Genomic DNA, 460 nt, shown 5'->3' with positions numbered 1-460 from the left:
CGACCTGCACGCCGCCAGGTTCCTGAGGGCCCTCTCCCGGTTCCTTCAAGTCAATCCCAAGACCCTGAGCGGCCCGCTTTGCGATCTGATCGCCGCCACCTTCGAGAACCAGCTTCAAAGCTTCGACAACACCAGCGCATCCCCGGTCTCGCAGTACGCCAAGACGCCCTTCGCGAATCGCATCGTCGACATCGACGTCACCAAGGAAGACACCTACGCGCAGTTCCACCTCGACACGGCCTATGACAAGTTCGTGGGCCGCCTGGAGAAATGCGAGGTCAGGTACGCTAGGTCCTCGGGTCGAACCGACCTGATGGATCTCATCTTCACACTCCTGGCCAACCATGCCCCCGTCAGCGCGATGATCTCCGAATGGGGAAAAACCGTAGTCACCTTCCGGCGCATCCTGGACGCGATTGTGCTCTTGCTGAAGGCAAACAAGATTCTTCCACCGAATCTG

General features: G+C 59.3%; 1 protein-coding gene. It reads left to right on the top strand.

The genetic code is table 11. The annotated features are described in order from the left end of the window. On the top strand, positions 1 to 460 hold a 460-nt coding region (locus tag HUA76_RS44790), incomplete at both ends, for a hypothetical protein (protein ID WP_174464428.1).

The organism is Myxococcus sp. CA056 (assembly GCF_013336715.1).
Classification (GTDB): Bacteria; Myxococcota; Myxococcia; order Myxococcales; family Myxococcaceae; genus Myxococcus; species Myxococcus llanfairpwllgwyngyllgogerychwyrndrobwllllantysiliogogogochensis.
Note: the sequence above shows the minus strand (reverse complement) of the source record. Positions and strands in the feature narration are given on the sequence as shown.